Origin of the sequence: Streptomyces sp. NBC_00859, from assembly GCF_045161865.1 — a bacterium.
In the GTDB taxonomy this organism is placed as follows: Bacteria; Actinomycetota; Actinomycetes; order Streptomycetales; family Streptomycetaceae; genus Streptomyces.
Genome location: NZ_CP108826.1, coordinates 7574178 through 7591969, shown reverse-complemented (window position 1 = coordinate 7591969; position 17792 = coordinate 7574178). Strand labels below are relative to the sequence as shown.

16 protein-coding genes are annotated in these 17792 nt (G+C 70.9%); 9 read left to right on the top strand and 7 right to left on the bottom strand.

The window, feature by feature from the left end; translation table 11 throughout:
* Positions 1-555 carry a flavin reductase family protein gene (locus tag OG584_RS33470; protein WP_405783461.1) on the top strand — a complete coding sequence of 185 codons (555 nt, stop codon included), beginning with the start codon at positions 1-3 and terminating at the stop codon, positions 553-555.
* Here OG584_RS33470 and OG584_RS33465 read toward each other — a convergent pair.
* Positions 483-1112 carry a PadR family transcriptional regulator gene (locus tag OG584_RS33465; protein WP_405783459.1) on the bottom strand — a complete coding sequence of 210 codons (630 nt, stop codon included), beginning with the start codon at positions 1110-1112 and terminating at the stop codon, positions 483-485. The two genes, OG584_RS33470 and OG584_RS33465, sit on opposite strands and share 73 nt — an antisense overlap.
* Positions 1113-1248: 136 nt before the next feature.
* On the opposite strand from OG584_RS33465, the gene OG584_RS33460 reads away from it, so the two are divergent.
* From OG584_RS33460 to OG584_RS33450, 3 genes are read left to right on the top strand one after another with little or no spacing between them, the layout of a single operon-like run.
* Entirely contained in the window at positions 1249-2376 is a 1128-nt protein-coding gene (locus OG584_RS33460; protein ID WP_405783457.1) for an LLM class flavin-dependent oxidoreductase, read from the top strand.
* Positions 2373-3146 (top strand): SDR family NAD(P)-dependent oxidoreductase, encoded by a 774-nt coding sequence (locus OG584_RS33455; protein WP_405783456.1) that lies wholly within the window; start codon positions 2373-2375, stop codon positions 3144-3146. The genes OG584_RS33460 and OG584_RS33455 overlap by 4 nt, the downstream gene beginning before the upstream one ends.
* A complete protein-coding gene (locus OG584_RS33450; protein ID WP_405783455.1) occupies positions 3143-4078 on the top strand; it encodes an alpha/beta hydrolase in 936 nt (311 codons plus the stop codon). Before OG584_RS33455 ends, OG584_RS33450 begins: the two co-directional genes overlap by 4 nt.
* Before the next feature lie 85 nt (positions 4079-4163).
* On the opposite strand, the gene OG584_RS33445 is transcribed toward OG584_RS33450, so the two are convergent.
* Both OG584_RS33445 and OG584_RS33440 read right to left on the bottom strand, forming a co-directional pair.
* The gene (locus OG584_RS33445; RefSeq protein WP_405783454.1) at positions 4164-4379 is read right to left on the bottom strand and encodes a ferredoxin; all 216 of its coding nucleotides are present in this window, start codon (positions 4377-4379) and stop codon (positions 4164-4166) included.
* A 4-nt stretch (positions 4380-4383) separates the two neighbouring features.
* Entirely contained in the window at positions 4384-5574 is a 1191-nt protein-coding gene (locus tag OG584_RS33440; protein ID WP_405783453.1) for a cytochrome P450, read from the bottom strand.
* A gap of 113 nt (positions 5575-5687) precedes the next feature.
* On the opposite strand from OG584_RS33440, the gene OG584_RS33435 reads away from it, so the two are divergent.
* On the top strand, positions 5688-6284 hold the full coding sequence (locus OG584_RS33435) for a TetR family transcriptional regulator (RefSeq protein ID WP_405783452.1): 597 nt from the start codon (positions 5688-5690) through the stop codon (positions 6282-6284).
* A 229-nt stretch (positions 6285-6513) separates the two neighbouring features.
* Here the strand turns inward: OG584_RS33435 and OG584_RS33430 are convergent, their stop codons facing one another.
* From OG584_RS33430 to OG584_RS33420, 3 genes are all read right to left on the bottom strand, one after another.
* On the bottom strand, positions 6514-7701 hold the full coding sequence (locus OG584_RS33430) for a peptidase S8 (RefSeq protein ID WP_405784414.1): 1188 nt from the start codon (positions 7699-7701) through the stop codon (positions 6514-6516).
* 682 nt (positions 7702-8383) lie between these two features.
* Positions 8384-9211 carry a VOC family protein gene (locus OG584_RS33425; RefSeq protein ID WP_405783451.1) on the bottom strand — a complete coding sequence of 276 codons (828 nt, stop codon included), beginning with the start codon at positions 9209-9211 and terminating at the stop codon, positions 8384-8386.
* Between the two features lie 220 nt (positions 9212-9431).
* Positions 9432-10196 carry an SDR family NAD(P)-dependent oxidoreductase gene (locus tag OG584_RS33420; RefSeq protein ID WP_405783450.1) on the bottom strand — a complete coding sequence of 255 codons (765 nt, stop codon included), beginning with the start codon at positions 10194-10196 and terminating at the stop codon, positions 9432-9434.
* Positions 10197-10316: 120 nt separating this feature from the next.
* Between OG584_RS33420 and OG584_RS33415 the strand changes: the two genes are divergently transcribed.
* From OG584_RS33415 to araB, 4 genes are all read left to right on the top strand, one after another.
* Positions 10317-10988, top strand: a complete 672-nt coding sequence (locus OG584_RS33415) for a TetR family transcriptional regulator (RefSeq protein WP_405783449.1) — start codon at positions 10317-10319, stop codon at positions 10986-10988.
* A gap of 181 nt (positions 10989-11169) precedes the next feature.
* The gene (locus OG584_RS33410; protein WP_405783448.1) at positions 11170-13347 is read left to right on the top strand and encodes an alpha-N-acetylglucosaminidase; all 2178 of its coding nucleotides are present in this window, start codon (positions 11170-11172) and stop codon (positions 13345-13347) included.
* 97 nt (positions 13348-13444) lie between these two features.
* Complete coding sequence (locus OG584_RS33405; RefSeq protein ID WP_405783447.1) at positions 13445-14956, top strand: right-handed parallel beta-helix repeat-containing protein; 1512 nt, start codon at positions 13445-13447, stop codon at positions 14954-14956.
* A gap of 280 nt (positions 14957-15236) precedes the next feature.
* Positions 15237-16970 carry a ribulokinase gene (araB, locus tag OG584_RS33400; RefSeq protein ID WP_405783446.1) on the top strand — a complete coding sequence of 578 codons (1734 nt, stop codon included), beginning with the start codon at positions 15237-15239 and terminating at the stop codon, positions 16968-16970.
* Between the two features lie 42 nt (positions 16971-17012).
* Here araB and OG584_RS33395 read toward each other — a convergent pair whose 3' ends face one another.
* Positions 17013-17468: a cyclic nucleotide-binding domain-containing protein gene (locus tag OG584_RS33395; protein ID WP_405783445.1), complete on the bottom strand. Its 456-nt coding sequence runs from the start codon at positions 17466-17468 to the stop codon at positions 17013-17015.
* Positions 17469-17792 lie beyond the last annotated feature (324 nt).

Genomic DNA, 17792 nt, shown 5'->3' with positions numbered 1-17792 from the left:
ATGCCGACCCTCACCCCTCGCCCCGTGCCTGGATTCGACGACTCCATGCGGGAGGCCCTCAGCAGTTTCTGCACCGGAGTCGCGGTCATCACCGCGATTCAGACGGACGGCCGCCCCACCGGCATGGCCGTCCAGTCCTTCTCGTCGGTCTCACTGGAGCCGCCGCTGATCTGCTTCTGCCCGGCCCTCACCTCGACGACCTGGCCACACATCCGCGCGGCGGGCCGCTTCGCCGTGAACATCCTCGCCGCCGAACAGCAGTCGCTGTGCAGGCAGTTCGCGGTGACAGGAAAGGAGAAGTTCCAGGACGCGGGCTGGCGGCCGGGCGCCAACGGGGCGCCGCTGCTCGACGGGGCACTGGCCACCGTCGAGTGCGATCTCGCGGGCACCTTCCCCGGCGGCGACCACCTGATCGCACTCGGCCGGGTCACCGCGCTGGAGCGGCACGGCGACGCCGGGCCACTGCTGTACTTCCGGCGGGGCTACGGCCGCCTGCGCTCCAGCTCCTCCAGGTCGGCGAGCATCGAGTCGGCCAGGTCGCGCTCCGACGCGTAGTACCGCTCGGCCCACTTGAGGGTGAGCGTGGGATACGCCCACGCCTCTTCCCCGCGCGCCCCGGCGATGTCGACCTCGGCCCGCTGCCGCATCTTCTCCGCGTACTCGCGGTGGGTACCGAGCACGTCCCGCATCTGCTGGGACTCCAGGAGGTGGCCGAGCCAGATGCGCAGCATGACGCCGTGCTTGAGCACGGGCGGCTCGACGGGCGCCTCGCGCGCCCAGGTCCGCACGGCGGCCATCCCGTCATCGGTGATCGAGTAGACGCGCTTGTCGCGGTTGCCGGTCTCCTGCGCGACCATCCGGGAAGTCACGTACCCGACCTTGTCCAGCCGCTTCAGCTCACCGTAGATCTGCGAGAACGACGGGCTCCAGTAGAAGAACCTCAGCGACCAGTCCGACCACTTCTTGAGGTCGTAACCGGACAGCTCCTCACCGAAGGAGAGCAGCCCGAGCACGGCCCAGCTGGTCGCCGGGAGGGCTGCCCTGCCGGGCTCGGCGCCCTGCCGACCGACTGGTTCGCCGCCCTGTTCACCGCTCGTCCGCTTCTCCGCCACGCCCCGCAGTCTACGGTCCGGCCACGCCGGACCGGACCGCGGCGGCCCGCCCCGCCCCTCCCGCACCCCCACCCCTTCCGTCAGACATTTATGCCTGATAGAAGTATTCCTAATCGAAATACTCCGGAGGCATTCCGTGAAGTTCTCCATGATCTTCGAGGCCCAGCTCTCGAACCCGACCCCAGAGCGTGAGCGCCAGGTCATCCATGACTGCGTCGAACAGGCCGTATACGCCGAGGAGATGGGCTTCGACCGGATCTGGGCCGTCGAGCACCACTCGCTCTCGCAGTACGCGCACATGAGTGCGTCCGAGATCTTCCTGACCTGGGTCGCCGCCCGGACCTCGCGCATCCGCATCGGCCACGGCGTGGTCACCATGCCGTTCGGCTACCAGCACCCGGTCCGGGTGGCCGAGCGCGCGGCCATGCTCGATGTGCTCTCCGGCGGGCGCGTCGACATCGGCTCGGGACGCGGCGCGACGAAGCAGGAGATGTCGATGTACGGGGTGCGGCCCGAGGACACCTACCCGCAGATGGAGGAGGCACTTCGGATCTTCGCCGCGGCCTGGCGCGAGGAGCAGTTCGAGTGGCACGGATCGATCGACATCGGCCCCGGCGCCATCCTTCCCCGCCCGGTGCAGGACCCGCATCCACCGCTGTTCATGGCGTGCAGCAAGCACGACACCCTCAAGCTCGCCGCCGAACTGGGCATCGGCGCACTGGTGATGGGGTTCGCCGGCGCCGACGACGTACGGGCGATGCGTGCGGTGTACGACGAGGCCATCGCCACCAGGAACGGCGAGCGGTGTGTCTCCACAGAGGTCAACGACCACTTCTCCGCGCTGTGCCCGACAGTCGTCCTCGACGACGCTGAGAGTGCGCTGCGCATCGGCACCCGGGGCCAGCGCTTCTTCGCGGAGTCCATCGCGCACTGGTACGGGAACTCGCCCGCGCCCACCGGTGACGACGAGGACGAGGACCACGTGGCGGTGATGGCGCGCGACCGCGACGAACTGGTCGCGAGGCTGCACGACGCCAACATCCCGGCCCGCCCGGTCGACACCGGCACCTACAACGCGGACCACGCCTACGGCACCGCCGGGACAGCCATCGCCTACGTCGAGAAACTGCGCGAGATCGGGGTGGACGAGGTGATGTGCCTCATCCAGATGGGCACCGTGCCGCAGGAGGCGTGCATGGAGACCATCCGTCAGTGGGGCGAGACGGTCATCCCGCATTTCCGGGCGCTGGAGAGCCAGAAGTGACCGCCCCCACGGACTCGGAGGCGGCGGACGGCGTCCGGCTGGACGGCAAGGTGGCACTGATCACCGGGGCCGGCCGGGGCCAGGGAGCGGTCGAGGCCCGGCTGTTCGCCGAGGCGGGCGCGCGGATCGTGGTCACCGACGTCCGGGAGGACGAGGGCCGCGAAGTCGCTGCCGGGCTGGGCTCGGCGGCGGTTTTCGTGCCGCACGACGTGTCCGACGCGGCGAGCTGGGACAGAGCGGTCGCGACGGCCGTACGGAGTTTCGGACGGCTGGACGTACTCGTCAACAACGCTGCCCTGTGGCGGACGGAGCCGGTCGACACCGAGACACAGGAGAATTTCGAGCTGCTGTTCCGCGTCAATCTGCTGGGGCCCTTCCTCGGCATCAAGGCGGCGGTCCCCGCGCTGCGGGAGGCGGGCGGCGGTTCCGTCGTGAACATCTCGTCGACCGCTGGCCTGGTGGGGATCGCACGGCACGCGGCCTACGGATCGAGCAAGTTCGGGCTGCGCGGGCTCAGCAAGCACGCCGCACTGGACCTCGCGCCCGACGGAATCCGGGTCAACTCCGTGCACCCGGGGATGGTCGACACCCCGATGGTCGCCGGGGCGCTGGGCCAGGACGCCGGGCAGCGCGAGCACCCCCGGGTACCGCTGCGGCGTATGGGCCGGCCGTCCGAGGTCGCCGAACTCGTACGTTTCCTGGCCTCCGACGCCTCCTCGTACATCACCGGCGCCGAATTCACCGTTGACGGGGGGCTGACGACCGGATGAGCCTCACTCCCGCCGCCCGCCGCTTCGCCGACGCGCTGGCGCACGGCTTCCCCGACCCTGCGGCCGGGCCTCTGGACGCGGTTTCCCTGCGCAGGGCCTCGTCGGCAGGACCCGTGCGCGGGCTCCCGGAGATCGCCCGGGTGAGCGAAGTGTCCGCCCCTGGACCGCCGGGCGCCCCGAGCGTGCCCGTACGTATCTACGACCCCGACCCGCACGGGGCGGACGGGCACCGGCCGCTCGTCGTCTTCCTCCACGGGGGTGGCTGGGTGCTGTGCAACCTGGACACACACGACGGGCTCTGCCGTGAACTCGCCGCCCGCACAGGCGCGGCGGTTGTCTCGGTGGACTACCGCCGCGCCCCGGAGCACCGGTTCCCTTCCGCGCTTCTCGATGCGTACGCCGTCACCGGCTGGGCAGCCGGGCGCGCCCGGGAACTGCGCTGCGATCCGTCCCGGCTGATCGTCGCCGGTGACTCCAGCGGCGGCAACCTGGCCGCCGCGACCGCCCTGATGGCCCGGGACGCGGGCGGGCCGGCCATCGCCGGCCAGCTCCTGTTCTATCCCGTGCTCGACCACCGCCTCGAAACGGCTTCCGCGACGGCGTACGCCACGGGCTACTTCCACACCACCGCCCATATGCGCTGGTACTGGCAGCAGTATCTCGGGCCGGAGGGTAACGGCGCCGACCCGTATGCCTCGCCGGTGCGCGCAGCCGACCTGAGCGGGCTGCCCCCGGCCCTGCTGGTACTGCCCGAGTGCGACCCGCTCCGTGACGAGGGACGTGCCTACGCGGAGCGGTTGCGCGAGTCAGGTGTCCAGGCCGAAGCGCGGGTCGAACGGGGGATGTTCCACGGCTTCCTCGGGGCCGCGGGCATCCTGCCCGAGGCGGACGCGGCGCTCGGTGCTGCGGCCCGGTGGCTGCTGGACATCTGAGACGGCCGGGCTTCTGCCCGGCCGTCTCGGGGTGGAGTGGGGCCGGTGCGGCCTCGCCGCCCCGGGCCCACCCCACATTGCGGGCCTATTCCCGCGGTCCGACGGTCTCGTCCCCGTCGCGGACCGTGATGGCCATCGCGGGACAGATGTCCGCCGCGTCCAGGGCCCGATCGTCCTCGGCGATGTCGCTGTTGAGCGCGCGGGCCCGGTCGTGGTCGAGAGCGAAGAGATCGGGGGCGGCTCCCGCGCACATTCCCGATGCCATGCACTGGTTGCGGTCCACTTCCACATGCCAGGTCATCGGCTCACCACCCCACCGGCATGACACGCGGGCCGCGGACCAGCATCTCGCCCTTCCAGACGATGTCGCCCGCGAGGCCGAGATCCGGGAAGCGGGCAATGAGCGCGCCGAGTGCCTCCTGCAGTTCGAGCCTGGCGAGCGGGGCGCCCAGGCAGTGGTGGACCCCGTGGCCGAAACCGAGGTGCTGGTTGGCGGCGCGGGAGAGGTCCAGCTTGCCCGGAGCCGAGAAGCGCAGCGCGTCGCGGTTCGCCGCGCCCACCGCGACCAGCACGGGGGAGCCCTCCCGCACGAGGGTGCCGCCCACCTCGATGTCCTCCTTCGCGTACCGCGGCTGGCCCGCGCCGCTGCCCAGCGGCACGAAGCGGAGCAGTTCCTCCACCGCGCTGTCGATGAGGCCGGGTTCCGACCGGAGCCGCTGCCACTCACCGGGGTGGTCCAGCAGGGTGTGCACGAAGTTGGGAATCTGGCTCGCGGTGGTCTCGTGGCCTGCGACCAGGATACCGACGCAGAGGTCGACCAGTTCGAGCTCGGACAGCCGGTCGCCGCCGTCCCTGGCCTCGATCAGCGCGGTCATCAGGTCGTCACGCGGCTCGGCGCGGTGTTGAGCGATCAACCCGGCCATATAGGCGCGCAGTTCATCACGGTTGGCATCGAACTCATCGGCCGTCAGGGAACTCGTCGAGAGCGCGGCATCACTCCAGACGCGGAACTTGGGCCGGTCCTGCTCCGGGACTCCCAGCATCCGGCAGATCACAGCGACCGGGATCGGCAGCGCGTACTCCTCGACGAGATCCACCGGCGGCCCGGCGGCCTCCATCCTGTCGAGCAGTCCCGCGGTCAGCTCCCGTACCTGGGGACGCAGCTTCTCGACCTGGCGGACAGTGAACGCCTTGGCGACCAGCGAACGCAGCCGGGTGTGGTCGGGCGGGTCCATGCCCAGGATGCCGCTGTCCCTGCGTCCTTCGCCCTGGCGGGGCTCGTCGTGGTTATATCCCTCGGCCCGGCTGAAGCGCAGGTCGCCGAGGACGAAGCGGGCCTCCTCGTAGCGGGTGACGAGCCAGGCCGGTTCGCCGTAGGCCATCCGGACCCGCAGCAGCCCCGGCCTGTTGCGTACTTGTTCGTACTCCTCGGCCAGGGCAAGGCCCTCGGCCGTGTTGAAGGGATAGGCGAGAGGTTCCGTGCTGGCTGTGGTCACACTGCTCTCCTCTTTTGTAAGCACCTGCTTACAAACCGTAGGCGGGCATCGGAGCACCGTCAACGGCGGTATACGGCCGTTATGCTGACGCCTCACCGATGAGGAGCCGGACCATGGAGGAACACACCAACACCGGGCCCGCCGAGCGGCGCCGGGACGCCCGTGGGACCCGGCAACTGCTCCTCGACGCGGCGGCGAAACTGTTCTCCGAGCGTGGGTACGAGGCCGCGACGGTGCGCGACATCGCCTCCGAGGCCGGGGTCAACCAGGCCCTGCTCTTCAGGTACTTCGGCTCGAAGCAGGCACTGCTCACGGAGGTCATGGCGTCCGGCGGCCAGGAGCAGGTACGCACGACCCCGCCGGAACGGCTGTTCGCCACAGCCCTGCGGGAGATGCTCACGGGTGGCGGAAAAGAGGGGGCGGATCTTCCGCTGTCGGTCTATCTGCGGTCGATCGGGACCGGAGGCGGGGCCGGCGACATGGTCAAGGCCCTGGGCGACGAGTACACCGCCGCGCTGTCCACCCTGTCCGGCGAGGAGGACAGCCTGCTGCGCGCCGATCTCGCCATGGCATGGCTGCTCGGGATCGGCCTGATGCGGACCGTCGTGGCGAGGGAGCCGCTGGCCAGCGCGGCACCGGACGACATCTCCAGGCTGGTGCTCGGGGCGCTGGGAACACTGCTGGAGGACCTGGCGGTCACCGAGGAGTGAGGGCCGCGGCGCGGGAATGCCGCCCGCTGCCCGGCGGAGGACCCGGTTGCGAATTCACCGCCCAGGTCACCTGCACCCGTGCTCGCCGGGCGGCGCCGGGCGGCGCCGGGCGGCGCCGGGCGGCGCCGGGCGGCGCCGGGCGGCGCCGGGCGGCGCCGGGCGGCGCCGGGAACAGCCTCGCGGGGCGGTCCACAGGGGACCGCCCCGCGAGGAGCCGAAGCAACGGACGTCAGCCGGTGAAGGCCGCGGTCCCGTTGGGGGTGCCGAGGCCGCTCGGGCCGTCGTAGCCCGCCTTGCCGGTGCACAGGTAGGACGAGCCACAGCTGCCGTTCGAGCCGCTGGTGACATCGTTGAGCGAGCCGGTGTGCGCGTACGGGAACGACGCCGGCGTGGAGCCCGACGACGGGGTGCCCGCGAGTGCGTAGACCGCCGCGATCAGCGGCGACGACGCGCTGGTGCCGCCGAAGACCATCCAGCCGGTGCCCGGACTGTACGAGTCGTACACGGCGACGCCGGTGTTGGGGTCGGCGACCGCGGACACATCGGCGACCGTGCGCTTGGCGCAGCCGGTGTCCTTCTGCCACGTCGGCTTGGCGTCGTAGCCCGAGCAGCCCGAACCGGCGCCGCTCCACACCGTGTCCGCCCAACCGCGGGTGGACGAGGCGGTCTTGAGCGACGTACCACCGACAGCGGTGACGTAGCGCGAGGAGGCCGGGTACTCGGCGCCGTAGCCGTCGTCACCGGAGCTCACGGTGACGGCCACACCGGGGTGATTGAAGTACTTGGTGTCGTACGAGGTGTCGGAGGAGGACTCGCCGCCGCCGTAGCTGTTGGAGACGTACTTGGCGCCCAGCTTGACGGCCGAGTTGACCGCGGTGCCGAGGTTGGCCATCGTCGGAGACGTGGCCTCCACCAGGAGGATCTTGCAGTTGGGGCAGGCAGCGCTGACCATGTCGAGGTCGAGGGATATCTCCTCGGCCCAGCCACCATCGGCCGAGGGCAGGGTGGAGGTGCCGGACTGGCCCACCTTCTTGAAGCAGCCGTTGGCCGTGGTGCACGCCGAAAGCCCGTACTGCTTGCGGTAGGTCCCGAGGTCGGCTTCGGCCTTCGGGTCGTCATACGCGTCGACGATCGCGACGGTCGCTCCCGAACCCGCGGTGGCGGAAGGGAGTTTGTACGCCGCCTGGAGCGAGGACGGGCCGAGACCCGACGGCGCGGCCGCGGCGGTGAGGTTGCGCTCGGTGTTGGCCGACGCCGGGGTGCCGGAGGTGACATGGAGTGCGTTGCACGCCATGTAGTCCTTCTTCGTCGGCTGGGCACACGAACGGGCAACCTTGACGCCCTGGGCCGATGAGCCCGAATGGGCGGGCGCCGCCTGGCCGAGGGGTGCGGCCAGCGCGAGCGCGGCGGTGGCCATACCGGCCACCGCCGTGAGGGAAAGGGATCTGCGCAACAACGTTCTGCCTCCGTCTTGTGGGGGAACGAGGAGCTGTGTGAGTGCGCTTGCACCCCGGGCCGACGGGTTACGCGGCAGGGGCGGCCACAACCTACGTTCGCCAGGAACACGTCAACAAGATGACCGGGGGCGTCTGTACACGCGCTTTACTCTCGGGGACGGCCGATGGGTATCCCATGGCCAAAGGCTTGCCTACTGAGGAGAGTGAGCAGACGGGGTACAGGTGTGGCGTCGAACCACCACTGGATGCAGGGGTGTTGAGGGGACGGGCGCAGTCCGGCGCGCAGCGCCCACCCACGCGGGGCCTCGCCCGGGTGGCGTACGGGCCGGCGAGGAGTGGGGGCCGAGGGCTCCCGCGAGGCCGTCGCCCACACCGGGGACACCGAGGTACCTGCCTGCGGCACGGCCGGGGCCGGGAGCGGAGGAGGTCACGAATTCCGAGGCGGCGTCCCGGAGTTCACCGACCGCGCGGACGGGTACAGCGGCCGGGTGCGGGGCAGTGGCCGACAGCGCCGGGATTCCTGCCTGCTGCGCGACAAGGCGCACGGGCTCGCACGGGCCCAGGAAGACGGCACCGGTCCGAACGCACCCCGGCCACTCAGCCGCTCGGCAGGGCCCGCAGCGTTACCGTCCGGCTGAATTCTTACTCGGCCGGCCCCGGCGCGAGCCGGGCACCCACATCCCCGGGGTGCAGCGGGGTCACGGTGAACAGGCCGCCGTCCGGGTCGCGCAGCGTCGCCTCCGTACCGGAGGGCGTCGCCTGGCGGGCGACGACCGTACCTCCGTGCGCGAGCGCCGCATCCACGCAGGCCGGCACGTCGGGCACTGGGAAATGCACCTGCCAGTGCGGCCGGATCGCCGGGTCACTCGCCGCCTCCAGCGCCCCGGAGCTGAGACGGGCAACCACATGGCCGCCGCTGCGCAGTACGACCTCGTCCTGTTCGTACTCGACCTCGCAGCTGCCCGGCAGCCCGCTGGCCCAGTCCAGCACTCCCCCGTAGAAGATCGCGGCGTCGAAGGCGTCGCGGGTACGCAGGCGCAGCCAGGCGGGGGCGTTGTCACGCCATGCCTCCCAGCCGGAGAGAAGCTGTCCTTCCCAGATCCCGAACACCGCTCCGTCCCGGTCCGAGGCCAGCGCGCCGCGACCGGAGACCAGGGAGACCGGACCGATGGCCACCGTGCCGCTGCGCTCCCTGATCCGGGACGCGGCCACATCCGCGTCCGAGACGGCGAAGTACGGCGTCCAGGCCACGGCGACCTGGAGGGTGGGCGCGAGTGCGCCGATACCGGCGACGGGTGCTCCGTCCAGGAGGGCGACGCTGAATTCCTCACCGAGTTTCGCCGGCCGGAAATCCCAGGACATCACGGCGCCGTAGAAGTCCTGCGACGCCGCCAGATTCCGTCCGGTCAGATTGACCCAGCAGGGGGCCCCGGACACCGCGTCGCTCCACTCCACGCCTGCGGTATCCACAGGATCTCCTCCTCGTCCGTCGCGAACCGTCCGATTCCACTGCCCCTGGCCCGCCGCGCGCCTCGGCAGCGGTACCGGCAGGGCAGAGCGCCGCGACGGCGCCTCGTCCGGTCCCTCCAGTCTGCCCACTCAGGACAGCCACCGCTCGTCGAGCACCCGGCGCAGAGGTCCCTGCGGAGGCGATCGGCGCGAGCGGTGGCCCTCTCAGTCGCGGAGCGTGTCAGGCGTGCGTGCCGCCGTCGATGCGGAGCTCGGTGCCCGTGACGAACGCACCGTCGTCGGACGCGAGCATGGCGATCACACCCGCCACCGTCTCGGGCCCGGCGAAGCCCTGGCCGATGGCCGGGGAGAGCTTCGCGAGCAGGCTGAAGTCGGCGTCCTCCGGCAGACCCGGGTCACTGGTCATGCCGGAGGCGATGGAGCCCGGCGCGACACACACGGCCCGGAGCCCCTGCTTGGCGTACTCGATCGCGATGGCGTGCGTGAAGGACTGGATGCCGCCCTTGGTCGCCGCGTAGGCCGCCATGTAGGGATGCGCGAAGGTCGCGGAGGTGGAGCTGAAGTTGACCACCACTCCCTTTCCGTTCTCCAGGAGCGCGGGCAGCGCCTCACGGGTGACCAGGAAGGTACCGGTGAGGTTCACCGCGAGCATCCTGTTCCAGAACTCCAGCGTCGTCGCCGCGGTGTGCGAGGAGCGCAGGATGCCCGCCGCGTTGACCAGCGCGTCCAGACCGCCCAGGTCCCTTATGGCGCCTCCGATGGCACTGCGCACCGACGACTCGTCCGAAATATCGGCCACCACCGTCGTGAGGCGGTCCCCGGCATCTGCCGCACGCGCCTGCTCGCGGGTGGCTTCGAGGCCCGCCTCGACGATGTCGGCGGCGACGACGGTGCCGCCCTCGGCGAGGATGCGGGCCACAGTGGCCTGACCGATGCCCGACCCACCCCCCGTGACCAGTACGCGGCGTCCGTCAAAGCGGTTCATAGTCCCTGTCTCCGTTCCGGGCTCGCCCTCGAACCCTTCCTGCACGGTACGCCTAGATGGCACGTTGTGCCACAAAGGCAGATCGAGCGGTCCGGGGCGACCGGGACATACCCTGTGGCCATGCCAGACACGTCCCGGACAGACACACCACGGCCCTCGCTGACCGAGCGGCGCAAGGCGGCGACCCAGCTGGAGATCGCCCGCACCGCAGCCGCCCTGTTCGCCGAAAAGGGTGCCGAAGGCACCACGGCCGAGGACATCGCCCGCGCTTCGGGAATCGCGCTGCGTACCTTCTACCGGTACTTCCGGACGAAGGAGGACGCGGTCGCCCCCCTGCTGTCCAGCGGTGTGAAGCAGTGGATCGCCGATCTCCGAGACAGCCCGTCCGGGCTGCCCGCGCCGCGCGCCCTCGAACGCGCCGCTCTGCGGGCGCTCACCCCGGCCGACGAAACCGAGGCCCAGGCGCTGTACTGGACGAGGGGGCTCATCAGGGCGATGGACACCCATCCGGCTCTGCTCTCCGTATGGCTCCGTGTGACACACGACGCCGAGCAGGAACTCACCCCGGTACTGGCCGGGTTGGCGGGCCGAGACGCGGACCCGCTGGAGATCGGACTGGCCTCCGCCGCCGCCAACACGGCCATGCGCGTCGCGGTCGAGGTGTGGGCCGCCACGGACGCGCCGGACCACGGCCCCGGAGGGCCCGCCGAACTCGCGGCACGCTGCGTCCACGGGCTGACCGCGGGACTGCGGCTGTGGGACCGGCCGGACGGAGAAACCTCCACCCGCTGACCTGCCCCTACGCCTCCCCTCCACCCGCACCGACGGGCGCGGCCCGCTGCCTCTGCCACACCTGTGCGCACGCGCGGACTCGGCTCCGGGCGTGCGCGCGCTCTTGACCGGCTCTCGTCAACCGCGCCTAAGATCCCCGGCCAGCGACCCAGTCCGCTCACTGACGCAATGGAGTCCCGCCATGGACATCGGCCGACGCACGATCATCACCGCCCTCGGCGCCGCGGCCGCACTGGGCGCCGGAAACGGCGCCGCCGCGGCAGCGCCCAGGTCAGCGGCATCGCGGGCGCTGGCTCGGCTCCTCCCCCGCCACTGCGACCAGGTCACCTTCCGCACCGTGCCGGCCAGGGACGGCGCAGACGCCTTCCGGGTCGCCGGGACGGCCGGCCGGATAGTCGTCGAGGGGACCACACCCGCGGTGCAGCTCACCGGAGTGCACCACTACCTGAGATCGGCGGCCCACGCCCACTTCTCGTGGAACGGCGAGCAGACCGGTCTCCCCCGTCTGCTGCCGGGCCTGCGGACGCCGCTGGTCAAGTCGGCGAACGTCGCTCACCGTTTTGTCTTCAACGACACCAACGACGGCTACACGGGCCCCTGCAACAGCTGGGACTACTGGGAGCACGAGCTGGACGTCCTGGCCCTGCACGGCTACAACGAGGTCCTGGTCTACCTCGGTGCGGACACCGTCTATCACCGTACGTTCCAGGAGTTCGGGTACGGCGACGCCGAACTGCGGGCCTGGATTCCGGGCCCGGCGCACCAGCCGTGGTGGCTGCTCCAGAACATGTCCGGCTTCGGCGGGCCGGTGTCCCAACAGCTCCTGGACCGGCGCCTGCGCCTCGCTCGGCGGATCGTCGGGCGGGTGCGCGAGCTGGGCATGACCCCCGTACTCCCCGGCTACTTCGGTACGGTCCCGCCGGGCTTCGCGGACCGGAACACGGGTGCCCATGTCGTGCCGCAGGGCGACTGGAGCGGCTTCGCCCGCCCCGACTGGCTGGATCCGCGCACCGCTGTCTTCGCCCGGGTCGCCGAGGCCTTCTACCGGATCCAGAGCGCCCTCCTCGGCGACTCGGACATGTACAAGGTCGACCTTCTGCACGAGGGCGGGGACCCCGGGGACGTACCTGTCGGCGAGGCCGCGAAGGCCGTCGAGAAGGCTCTGCGGACCGCGCATCCCGGTGCTGTCTGGAACGTACTCGGCTGGCAGACCAACCCGCGCCGCGACATCATCGATGCCGTCGACAAGTCGAAGATGTTCATCGTGGACGGGCTGTCGGACCGTTTCCCGACCGTCACGGACCGCGAAGCGGACTGGGCGGGGACACCGTATGCCTTCGGTTCGATCTGGAACTTCGGCGGACACACCACGATGGGGGCGAACACCCCCGACTGGACGGCACTGTACGAGCAGTGGCGTACGAGAAAGGGCAGCGCGCTCAGCGGAATCGCGTTGATGCCCGAGGGATCGGACAACAATCCCGCTGCCTTCGCGCTCTTCAGCGACCTGCCCTGGAGCGACGGCCCCGTCTCACTCACCGCGTGGTTCGAGCAGTGGTCGGCCGAGCGGTACGGGGCGCCCGACCGGCACGCGGCCGCGGCATGGGACATCCTGCGGCGCACCGCGTACGGGACCACCCGGCAGGACAGCTGGAGCGAAGCGCCGGACGGGCTCTTCGGCGCCCGGCCCTCGCTGACCGCGCGAAATGGCGCGTCCTGGTCGCCCGACAGCCTCCGCTACGACACCGCCGAGTTCGCACGGGCCCTACCCGAACTCCTCGCGGTACCCGCCGCGTTGAAACACAGCAGCGCGTACAGGTACGACCTTCTCGATGTGACCCGGCAGACTGTCTCGCACCACAGCCGCGCCCTGCTCCCGCAGATCAAGGCCGCCTACGACAGGGCCGGCCTGGCGGCGTTCCGCGAACTCACCACGGAGTGGTTCGAGTGGATGGGGCTCCTGGAGGAGACAGTCGCCACCGACCGGCGGTTCCTGCTGGGGCGCTGGATCGCGGACGCCCGCGCCTGGGGCGCCGACAGCGCCGAGAAGGACCGGCTCGCCCATGACGCCGTCTCACTCCTCACCGTCTGGGGCGATCGTGCTGCGGCGGACGACGGCGGATTGCGCGACTATGCGAACCGCGAGTGGGCCGGGCTGGTCGGCGGTCTCTACACACTGCGCTGGAAGACCTACTTCCAGGAGCTCGACACGGCGCTGGCCGAGAGCCGCGCGCCCCGGGACATCGACTGGTACACCATCGAGGACGGCTGGGTACGTAACCACCCGCCGTACCCCACGGAGCCGTCCGGTGACATCGTGCGTATCGCCCGCCGGGTCGTCAGCGCCGGCCGCCGCTGATGCGGCCTGCGGGCGGGGGCGGCGCCCGCACGGAGGTCCAAGTGCCCTGAACGTATGTCCATGGCCGGGCGACCGGGACACTGGCTACCGTCCGGCCATGCTCCGAGAACTGCTGCGAACGAAGGCCGCGCTGACCGCGCTGGCAGCCGCCGTCGCCGGGCTGGCCCCCGCCACGGCCGTCGCTCACGACCGGGCGGGCACCACCTACTACGTGGACTGCCGCGACGGCAGCGACACCGCCCAGGGCACCAGTGGTGCCACCGCCTGGCACAGCCTGAGCAAGGCCTCCCGGACCTACGGGCCGGGCGACCGGCTGCTGCTGCGGCGCGGACGCGACTGCACCGGAACTCTCGCCCCCACCGGTTCGGGCACGGCTGCCGAGCCCATCTCGCTCGGCGCCTACGGCAGCGGCAGCAAACCGCACATCGAGGGCGCCGGCGCACGGGCCGCCGTGCTGCTGCGCGACTCCGAGGGCTGGGAGGTGCGTGACCTCGACCTCTCCGACACGGGCCCCGCCACGACCACGGACCGCCGGGCCGGACTGCTCGTCCTGCTGCGGGACTTCGGCGTGGGCCACCACTACCTCGTCGACGGCGTGGACGTCCATGACGTCAACGGCTCCGACAGCAAGGACCCCGACCCCAGTGGCGGCATCCTCTTCGTGGTGCAGGGCTCCGACGTGCCGACCCGTTTCGACGACGTGCGGATCACGGATTCGACCGTCAGGCACACCGACCGCACCGGTATCGGGACGGCGTCGACGTGGAGCCACCGGGACGAGAATCCGGACGGCACCGGCAGCAGCTGGCAGGCCATCACCGGCCTGGTCATCGACCGGAACAAGGTGACCGACGCGGGCGGCGACGGGATCGTTGTGCAGAACGCACGGCAGGCGCTGGTCGAGCACAACCGCGTGGACGGCTTCAACATGCGCTCCGCCGCGTACAACGCCGGGGTGTGGGCCTGGAATTCGGACCACGTCCTCTACCAGTACAACGAGGTGAGCGGCGGACACGGCACCCGGGACTCCATGGCGTACGACATCGACGGCGCCAACACCCGCAACGTCTACCGCTACAACTACAGCCACGACAACGAAGGCGGTTTCCTGCTCGTCTGCAACGGCGCGACAACGACCACGAACGGCAACCGCGTGCACGACAACATCAGCATCAACGACCGCAACACATCGGCGCCCTACGGGGTGATATCGGTGGCCTGCGGGAGCACCAAGGACACCCGCGTCTACCGCAACACGGTCGTCACCGACAGGCCGGACACGGCGATGGTCTCCGACAACGGCCAGAGCGGCGTGACCTTCTCCGGCAATGTCTTCGTCGGCGCCGAGGGCGGGTCACCGGTCACGGACACTCTCAGCACGTATTCCGGCAACCTCTACTGGAACACCGGGCAGCCCCGTGACCCGGCAGCTGTCGGTGCGGACCCCCTGCTGCGCTCCGCACACCCCACGACGCCGGACGGTGTCCGGCTGCTCCCCGGCTCCCCCGCCCGCGGCGCCGGAACCCCGGTCGACGACGGTACGGACCTCGACTACTTCGGCCACCGGATTCCCGCCCGCCCCAACCTGGGAGCGGACCAGGAGAAGTAGCAGACCGGGGCGGACCGCCACGACAGCCCGGTCGGGTCGCGATCCCGGGGCCGCACGTGGCTGCCCGGACAGCGTCGCACTGGACGCCGGCGCCCCGGACGAGCCGCGTACGCTCCCGGCCGTTGCCGGTGGACCACGGCATGCGACGAACCGGCGTGTGCAAGGGGCCCCCGCCTCCCTGCGCGTACGATGACCTGCGGTCGGCGGCGCCCCGCGTATCCGCCGCCGACGGGACCGGCAGCCCAGGCCGGCACCTCCTTACGGGCAGGAGAAGTGAGTCGTGAGCGCAGCTCCGGGGAGCGGCCGGGAAAACGAGTCGTACGTCGTCGGTGTGGACTTCGGGACTCTGTCCGGCCGTGCGGTCGTGGTCCGCGTACAGGACGGCGCCGAACTGGGAGCGGCCGAACATGTCTACCCGCACGGTGTGATCGACGAGGCGCTCCCCGCCGGCGGGCCGAGGCTGCCACCCGAGTGGGCGCTCCAGATGCCGTCGGACTACATCGAGGTACTGCGCCGCGCGGTACCGGAAGCCCTGGCCACGAGCGGGGTTCCGGCGGAGCGGGTGATCGGTGTGGGCACCGACTTCACGTCGTGCACGATGATTCCGGTCACCGCCGACGGGACCCCGCTCTGCGAGCTGCCGCAGTACGCGTCGCGCCCGCACGCGTACGTGAAGCTCTGGAAGCACCACTCGGCGCAGCCCCAGGCCGACCGGATCAACGCCCTGGCTGCTGAGCTGGGCGAACCGTGGCTGGACCGCTACGGAGGCCGGATCTCATCGGAGGGCCAGTTCGCCAAGGGGCTGCAGCTCCTCGAGGAGGACCCGGAGCTGTACGACCTGACGGACCACTGGGTGGAGGCGACGGACTGGATCGTCTGGCAGCTGTGCGGCAGCTATGTGCGCAGTGCCTGCGCCGCCGGGTACAAGGGGCTGCTGCAGGACGGCGCCCACCCTTCCGAAGCCTTCCTCGCCGCACTTGCCCCCGGGTTCCGGGGCTTCGTGCGTGACAAGGTCGAACACCCTACGGGCGCGCTCGGAACACGGGCCGGCGGCCTGAGCGCCCGAGCGGCCGCCTGGACCGGACTGCCGGAGGGGATCGCGGTGTGCGTCGGGAACATCGACGCACACGTGACCGTGCCCGCGACGGGCTCGGCCGGGGCGGGCCGGATGGTCCTGATCATGGGCACCTCCTCCTGTCACATGGTGAGTTCCGCGGAGCCGAGCCCGGTACCGGGCATGTCCGGGGTGGTGGACGGCGGTATCGTCCCCGGGCTGTGGGGTTACGAGGCCGGACAGAGCGGTGTCGGAGACATCTTCGGCTGGTTCGTGCGCACCGCCGTCCCGGAGTCCTGCGCGCGGGAGGCACGGCGGCTGGGGCTGACCCTGCACGATCACCTGACCCGGCTGAGCGCTGGACAGGCCGTCGGAGAGCACGGTCTCGTCGCCCTGGACTGGCTCAGCGGCAACCGGTCGGTTCTCGTCGATCATGAGCTCAGCGGCACCGTCGTCGGGCTGACGCTGGCCACCCGGCCGGAGGATGTCTACCGCGCCCTGCTGGAATCGACGGCCTTCGGCACCCGGCGGATCATCGAGGCCTTCGAGGAAGCCGGGGTGCCGGTCAGCGGTGTCACGCTCGCCGGCGGCCTGCTGGAGAACACCTTCCTGACCCAGCTCTACGCCGATGTCATCCGGCGGCCGCTGAGCCTGATCCGCTCGTCGAGGGGCCCCGCGCTCGGTTCGGCGATGCACGCGGCGGTCGCCGCGGGCGCGTACCGGGACATCCACGCCGCGGCAGCGGCGATGGGAGGGGTCCGCCACGACGTACACGAGCCCGATCCGGACCGGGCAGCGGCGTACGACCTCCTCTATGCGGAGTACTGCCTGCTGCACGACTATTTCGGCCGGGGCGCCAACGACGTGATGCACCGGCTCAGGCAGCTCCGGCGTACCGCTGTGTCGACCTCGGCACAGACCGTGACGGGTGGCACGCCACCCGCGTCTCCGCCACTCTGACCTGCGTCCCGGCCGCCCCGTACCGTCGGCCGGTGCTCCGTTCTATACGCCTGTCGCTCCGTGAAGCATGTACTGGTCCAGCAGCTTCGTACGGGCCACTTCCAGGCGAACGGCAAGGATCTCGGCGACGGAGCGGGCCAGGGCCAGGCCCAGCTCGTGGTCGCTCTCGCACACTTCCCTGGTCGTCACCGCGTCGAATTCGTGCGCGCGGACCGGGCTGAACGCCTCAGCACCGAAATGCCACTGGTGTGGAGGGAAGAGCCACGACCAGCCGAGCAGGTCGCCGACGCCCAGAGTGTCGACCATCACCCGCCCCTGCTGCGGGACGTGCAGATCCAGTGCCACGGTGCCCGTGTGGATGATCCAGAACTTGTCGGCGGGTGATTCCTCCTCGAAGATCCTCGCGTCCTGAGGGAAGAAGACGTCACGGGCCAGGCCCATCAGGAGATCGCGGTGGAATGCGGGAAGTACGTTCATCAGCCGCGTGGTGGAAGTCATGGTGGGAACCTCCTCGCTGAATGTCCCGCGCGCCACGGCTGTCGCATCTCCGGATGACGGGCGGGGATTCCCTTGATTCGAGGGTATCCCCGGTGGCCCCTCCCTTTCCGTTCCTTTCCGGCCCCGGGGAGGTTCGTCCGGGACTGTTCGCTCCGGGTCGCCCGTACCGGCCATGAACCGGCTGTCTGCTCACCGGGCCCGGGGAGCGAGCAGGGGCGCGATCGACGGTGGCGGATCCCCGGCGGGCGGCCAGTGCGCCGGGCGGACCTCCCCCGGGGCGGGGAGCGCCCCTCACTGCCGCCCCTGCCTGCAGCCCCTCACTGC